Annotated in this window: 7 protein-coding genes; 3 read left to right on the forward strand and 4 right to left on the reverse strand. The window is 57.2% G+C overall.

Annotation, left to right across the window (positions count from 1 at the left end):
- The first annotated feature begins 11 nt into the window (after nucleotides 1-11).
- The 3 genes from ACK4OE_RS09470 (at nucleotide 12) to ACK4OE_RS09480 (ending at nucleotide 4343) form a co-directional block, all read left to right on the forward strand.
- On the forward strand, nucleotides 12-2303 hold the full coding sequence (locus ACK4OE_RS09470) for a molybdopterin cofactor-binding domain-containing protein (protein ID WP_409884563.1): 2292 nt from the start codon (nucleotides 12-14) through the stop codon (nucleotides 2301-2303).
- Nucleotides 2304-2980: 677 nt separating this feature from the next.
- Nucleotides 2981-3421 (forward strand): hypothetical protein, encoded by a 441-nt coding sequence (locus ACK4OE_RS09475; protein WP_409884564.1) that lies wholly within the window; start codon nucleotides 2981-2983, stop codon nucleotides 3419-3421.
- 148 nt (nucleotides 3422-3569) lie between these two features.
- Complete coding sequence (locus ACK4OE_RS09480; RefSeq protein WP_409884565.1) at nucleotides 3570-4343, forward strand: hypothetical protein; 774 nt, start codon at nucleotides 3570-3572, stop codon at nucleotides 4341-4343.
- Nucleotides 4344-4682: 339 nt separating this feature from the next.
- Here the strand turns inward: ACK4OE_RS09480 and ACK4OE_RS09485 are convergent, their stop codons facing one another.
- The 4 genes from ACK4OE_RS09485 to ACK4OE_RS09500 all read right to left on the reverse strand — a co-directional run.
- The gene (locus ACK4OE_RS09485; protein ID WP_409884566.1) at nucleotides 4683-4955 is read right to left on the reverse strand and encodes a YrhB domain-containing protein; all 273 of its coding nucleotides are present in this window, start codon (nucleotides 4953-4955) and stop codon (nucleotides 4683-4685) included.
- Nucleotides 4956-4988: 33 nt separating this feature from the next.
- Complete coding sequence (locus ACK4OE_RS09490) at nucleotides 4989-5351, reverse strand: hypothetical protein (RefSeq protein ID WP_409884567.1); 363 nt, start codon at nucleotides 5349-5351, stop codon at nucleotides 4989-4991.
- A 199-nt stretch (nucleotides 5352-5550) separates the two neighbouring features.
- Nucleotides 5551-5760 carry a hypothetical protein gene (locus tag ACK4OE_RS09495; protein ID WP_409884568.1) on the reverse strand — a complete coding sequence of 70 codons (210 nt, stop codon included), beginning with the start codon at nucleotides 5758-5760 and terminating at the stop codon, nucleotides 5551-5553.
- Nucleotides 5761-5792: 32 nt separating this feature from the next.
- Nucleotides 5793-6370 (reverse strand): hypothetical protein (locus ACK4OE_RS09500; RefSeq protein WP_409884569.1); only part of this gene is annotated, 578 nt, incomplete at its 5' end.

The raw sequence follows: 6370 nt of genomic DNA on the forward strand, positions 1-6370 counted from the left end.
AGGAGAACACTATGCACTTCGATACCAACACGCTGCAGGGCCAGGCCCATCTTTTTATGCCAAAACACCTGCTAGCGCTTATGGATAAAGCGCAAGCAGCTACTAATTCAGGAGTAACCGATGCGCTGGAAAGCGTGGAAGGCTTGGCACGTCGTACCTTTCTGAAGGTGTCGGCGGCGTCGGGCTTTGCGCTGGGCGCGTTTCCGCTGATGTCCGCTGCGCAGGGCGCGGCGGCTGCGGCGCCCGCAGGCCTCAAGCCGTTCGAGCAGCCTTCAGCCTTTGTCCGCATCGACGCCGATGGCACGGTCACCGTCACCATCAACCGCCTGGACTTTGGCCAGGGCGTGCAGACTGGCCTGCCGATGATCCTGGCCGAAGAGCTGGATGCCGACTGGAGCAAAGTGCGCAGCGTGCACGGCGACGCCAACCAGGCCTATGCCGATCCGATGATGGGCATGCACCTCACGGGCGGGTCCAACTCCATCAAAAATTCGTACACCCAGTACCGCGAACTGGGCGCGCGCACCCGGGCCATGCTGGTGTCGGCCGCTGCGGCGCAGTGGGGCGTGGATGCTTCGGCGCTGCGCACCAGCAACGGCTTTGTCGTCGGCCCCGGTGGGAAGAAGCTGGGCTACGGCGCGCTGGCTGAAGCCGCCATGAAGCAGCCCGTGCCTGAAAAGGTCACGTTGAAGGACCCCAAGCAGTTCCGCCTGATCGGAAAGCCGACCGGGCGGCTGGATGCCAAGGCCAAGTCGAGCGGCCAGCAGGACTACGGCATTGACGTGCGCCTGCCAGGCATGCTCACAGCCGTGGTGGCCCGCCCGCCGGTGTTCGGCGCCAAGCTGAAGTCGCTGGACGACAGCGCTGCCAAAGCCATCAAGGGCGTGAAAGCCGTGCTGCGCGTGCCCACCGACCGGGGCGGCGAGGGCGTGGCCATCGTGGCCGACGGCTATTGGCCCGCCAAGCAGGGGCGCGATGCGCTGAAGGTGGAATGGGACACCAGCGCAGTGGGCAAGCCCGACACCACAGCGCTGCTGGCGCAGTACCGCGAGCTGGCCGCCCAACCCGGCAACGTGGCCATGCAGGCTGACATGGCGCCGCTGGTAGGCGCTGCGCACAAGATCAGCGCCGAGTTCGTCTTCCCCTATCTGGCGCACGCACCCATGGAGCCGCTCAACTGCACGGTGAAGCTCGATGGTGACAAGGCCGAACTCTGGATGGGCACGCAGATGCCCGGCTTCGACGCCATGGCTGCCGCCAAAACGCTGGGCCTGCAGCCGCAAAACATCAAGGTCAACACCCAAATGGCCGGAGGCGGATTTGGCCGCCGCGGCATTCCCACCAGCGACTACGTGGTGGAGGCCTGCGGTGTTGCCAAGGCGGCGCGCACGGCAGGCATCACCGCGCCGGTGCGCACCCTGTGGAGCCGCGAGGACGACATCAAGGGCGGCTACTACCGCCCCATGCACGTGCACCGCGCCGAGATCGGGTTTGACGCCCAGGGCAAGATCCTGGCGTGGGACCACACCATCGTCGGCCAGTCCATCGCCAAGGGCTCGCCGTTCGAGGCTTTCATGGTCAAAAACGGCATCGACGCCACCGCCGTGGAGGGCATGAAGGAGCCCTACGACGTACCCATGAAGCTGACGGTGCACCACCCGGACGTGAACGTGCCCGTGCTGTGGTGGCGCAGTGTGGGGTCCACCCACACGGCCTACGTCATGGAAACCCTTATCGACGAAGTAGCCCGCGCCACCAAGCAAGACCCCGTGGCCTACCGAATGCAGCTGATGGGCGACAAACACCCGCGCCACAAGGCCGCATTGCAGCTGGCCGTGGCCCAGTCGGGCTATGGCAAGAAGAAGCTGGCCGCTGGCCGCGCCTGGGGCGTGGCGGTGCATGAGTCGTTTGAATCGGTGGTGGCCTATGTGGTGGAAGCGTCTGTGAAGGACGGTACGCCCAAGCTGCACCGCATCACGGCCGGTGTTCACTGCAACCTGGTGGTCAACCCCAAGAGCGTGGAAGCCCAGGTGGAAGGCTCAGCGCTGATGGGCCTATCAATGTGCCTACCCGGCGGCGCCATCACGCTCAAAGACGGCGTGGTGGAGCAAAGCAACTTCGGCGATTTCGCCGTGCCGCGCATCACCGACATGCCCCAGGTAGCGGTGCACATCGTGCCTAGTGCCGATCCACCAAAGGGCATGGGCGAGCCAGGGTTGCCGCCGCTGGCACCTGCGTTTGCGAATGCGGTGGCGCGGTTGACGGGGAAGACGCCGAGGGAGTTGCCGTTTAAGTTGGCTTGATCGGATTTGATGGCATGAAAGCGCCGGGTTTGAAAAAGCCCGGCGCTTTTTTATGAGCTTGTTCGGTTGCGCCAGTTCGGCGTGCGGGGAGTTGCTAGGGCTGTGTTTCGCAAGCGGCTTTTGGCCTATTTCAAACGGTGGTGAATGTGGTGGAGAGGTTGGTGCAATGCAGCGATGGCCGTCATTCGCGGCCCTGGACTGGCTCCACGGTGCCGGGCCTAAAGCTGTCATCGGCTCTCCAGGCGGAGGGACAGCATCAATGACAGGTATTGAGGGAACTTCAGTCATCCAGCGTGCAGGTGGCTGCTTGCTGCGACAGCTCAAGGTCGGAAGTCAGCTGTTCGAACAGACTAACTCACTCACTCTCTCGACCCGACGTGGTTGTCTGGCAATGGCCCTCGTGGCAGGCATACCGGTTGCAGCGTCCGGTAGGTTCAGGCCCTGCAACCGCGTGCTTCCCAGTAAACTGCCCAAGGGCTTGCGCACCCGATCTGTCAAGTCGCTCAGGCATAGAGGGTCCAGCCGGGTTTGTCGGATCTGTTAAATCTTTCCATTCATCCAGTGTGTGGCGCTACTGGATTGATTTCAAGAACATTTTGGTGATGCAATGACACTTTGTTTATTGGCAGCGGTCGTGGGTATCGTTTTTTTTGCCGTTTAAATCAAAGATGCCGTTTGTGAACGAACTGCAATCCAAAGTGCTTGTATCCCTTGAAGCCTTGGTGATCTTGGCTCCGCTAACTCTGCTTACCTCGTTTTACTTGGCTTTTATTGCCGCCTTGTATTGGGAAACGTATGACCTTGTCCCGTGGCATGGCTATTTTGTGCCATTTCTTGCAATTGCCGCGCTCGGGTGCCTACTCTGCCTCTGGAAAGCAGTGTTAACGCTCACTTTTCAAGGCCGAGCAGGACTAGATAAAATAGATCGCAGGTTGATCATTTCGATTTATTTAGGCGCTTTACTCGCAGTATTCGGAGTGGCTTGCATAATGGCTGTTCAATGGTTTGAAATGCCAGATATTTTTCAAGTTTTTAGAATCTATGCATATGGTACTCCAGCGCTGGTGCCCGCCGTGCACATAGCGTTCGAACGCCATATTTCGGCATCTAACGAATAGCGTTTATCAGCCGCGAATTGACGTGTGAATTGAGCATGGGCCTCCCTTTGCGGCTGATACACGCTGTTCGTGAGGCAGTCGCTCAGAGGGCGGTTCTTCCCGAATCGGAGATTTCGGACTCCTGTGACAACAATCATCGAGAGAAAGAATGCGACCGAGTACTATAAGACTAAAGATTTGTTTTTTCTTGCTCGGCTTGGTGGGCTGTAATAGCCAGTCAACAGACTCCACGCAAAGTGGTGGCACACCCTCTAAACCAGGCGAGCAAAAAACCGTCTTCTTTCGCTGGTTAGATGCTGGTGCCGTCAAAGTTCGCGGAGGAAAGGATCCAAACCGCGAGATCTATGCTGCAATTAAGCGATTTGTGACCGACGATCAAGCCGTGCTGCGCACCCGTCTTTCTCCTAGGCGCCATTATTCGACCAGCCGTACTGTGTGGGCTGATGGTGAATTTCCGGCGGGCTGGATCGAATACATGGAGGCATGCGTTCGTCTGCGCTACAACCCCGGCGAGGAGCTTGAATTCGCCCGGGCCCTGGTTGTGATGAACAGCTATGCACACCCCACCTATTCACTGCAAAGTTTTGACTATGTGGCAGTTAGCAAAGCGCTCACTGCAATTGAGCAAGAAGAGCGCTACCGCTTGCACGAATTTTTTCGCAACCGTGGGACTGTAAGTGATTCCGATGGGAAGCTTGTTGCCCCCACGCAGGCGGAAATGACCCCACCGGTTTCAGCGTTAGTCCTTTTGCAGCAACGAACGGGCTTTGAGGCAGCGCGTTTCAACAACGTATTGATTCCGGTAATTGTCAGTGTTCAAGGGCTGAAGGGCGAGACAAACGGATACTATGCGTGGCATGCCAACGGCGTTGAATCGGTAGGGGACGAACCGAAAAACGTTTGCGACGGCATCGGCCCTTGAATCAATCCTTGGAGTCCACTGGATGTTTATCTAGTTCTACACAAAATCATATTCACCCCAAGATAGACCCGTGTGCCGAACGCAGCGGACGGCGGAGCGACCAGCCCGCTCTTTGCTATCGCCAATGGGGATTGAAAGACCGCTTCGTGGTTCGGGCAAAGGACTGCTTAGGGCCGAGGCTGTGTGAAAACGTTAATAGACGAATTTTGCGGGGGTACTTCAACCATTGCTCGCATCGAGATCGTGCGTTGTAGGCCGATCTGAGCGGTCGATTTCTGAGTCAGCTGGCAAGTAAAGGGCGCAACGTGCGTTTTCACACAGCCTCGGCCCCAAGCGGACCTAAAGGTTTACGACCTGCTCTTCCCAACTCAAATGCGCACCGAGTAGGTGAACTTCGCCATCAGGATTGACGAAGATTGGACCGTTACCCGCGAGTGCTGCAGACGGCACACGTGTAGAAATGAACTCTTCCGAGTTGTAGAAGAAAACCCATCCATTTGGAGTTTCCGTAGTGAGTTCCGGCCGTATGGATAGAGCACAGCCTGCATCCCGCTGCAGTTTTTCAATCTGTTCGCGCGCCAACGCTGTCGCTGCATCACGGGTGATAGTCATTTTGGAATGTCCCCCTTCTTGCCGGAAACTGTCTCACGGAGACGCCCGGTCGTGAATTCTGACAACGCGACCGTGGCCGACGATGCCGCCCTCCCACACTCGAAACGTCGCATCGATAGGGAATCGAGGCAACGCCATCTCAGGGAACAGGAATTGAACGCCGACCGTCAAGGTGTGTCCGGGTCGGAATTCAATCTGATGGGGAACTGTGATCCTCATGGAATACGCTTCATCTTCTGAAAGACTTAGAACTCCTCGGTACTCACCAGTAATCGCGTGCTGCCTACCACCCGCGTGTGAAGGAAAAAGCGTGATAACTGCATCGATTTCAGGTGTCATCATGGGTGCAATCAAATGTCCGCTTCTGGCCGACAGTACTAATTCGTTTTCGGTCACCCTATGACTGCAACCAGCCTAAAGCAGCTTCCCATCTCTCCCCACAACATCGCGATCTGAAAACAGAAAACGCATGCACTGCTTCGTGTGGATATCAAGCAAATCGGTGCACTACTGATTTTGTTTTTATATTTTGACGATCAGGGCCCGTGATGGGCCGTCGCCAAGGGCTGGTGTCACGCCGTATGTTTTGCGGCGCTCAATCCTTGAGGTCCACCCCGAGAATGCCCAACTTTTTGGCATACGAGTCCCTGCGTTTTGCTGCTTTTCTCGCTGTTTCTGTGGCGGCTTGGATGGCCTTGGGCCCTTTATTCGCAGCTGCTTTGATCAGCCCGAACTTGTGATCGGCATCTGCCTCTGCCCGCTTGAACGTGGCAATGAGTTCAGCATGCGCAATGGGTGGATTCACAGTTACTCCCATATCAATCAGCGTCGTTACTCTTAAATTTTGACGTTGGTGCGAAGCAAGGCTGTTCTCAATTCGCGCGCGGCCGGTTTGGAAACGTCCACCTTTTGAACCTCCAGGTCGAACGAAGAGCCTGGCTTGATGCTGGTGGGTAGTATTTTTTTGGCTGGCAGCTTGGCAGGGTAGGTGCCTTTGCCTGGGCACATGCGGACGGAAAACCCGAATTCGTCGAGCAGGCCTTTCGCATACAGCTCTGCCAATTGGTGAAACGATACGAAGGTGGAACGTTTCACGTCTTTGAGTCCCGGCTGGCTGACGTCGCGAACGAGCTCGAATTTGCCAAGCGAATCGCGCTGTGTATCCGTAAAAGGATGCAGCAAGAAAGTCTGACGAACGCCATCCTTTTTGGACACCAAAGTGTGCTCGACGGCTATATCGGTTAACAGCATATTTTTTCTATCTCCGCGAGTTGCAGTTTGCTTGGCCGAATCAGCTAGGGATCCTCTGCACGAATCGAGCGGTAAGTGTGCGCTGCGGATCGGGATGGGCTGCAAGGCGCAAAGCGCAGCAATAGCCGTAGCTATTGCGAGCATTTGCAACGCGGCAGACCGCC

The sequence above is a fragment of the Acidovorax sp. genome, assembly GCF_046314175.1.
GTDB lineage: Bacteria > Pseudomonadota > Gammaproteobacteria > Burkholderiales > Burkholderiaceae_C > Acidovorax.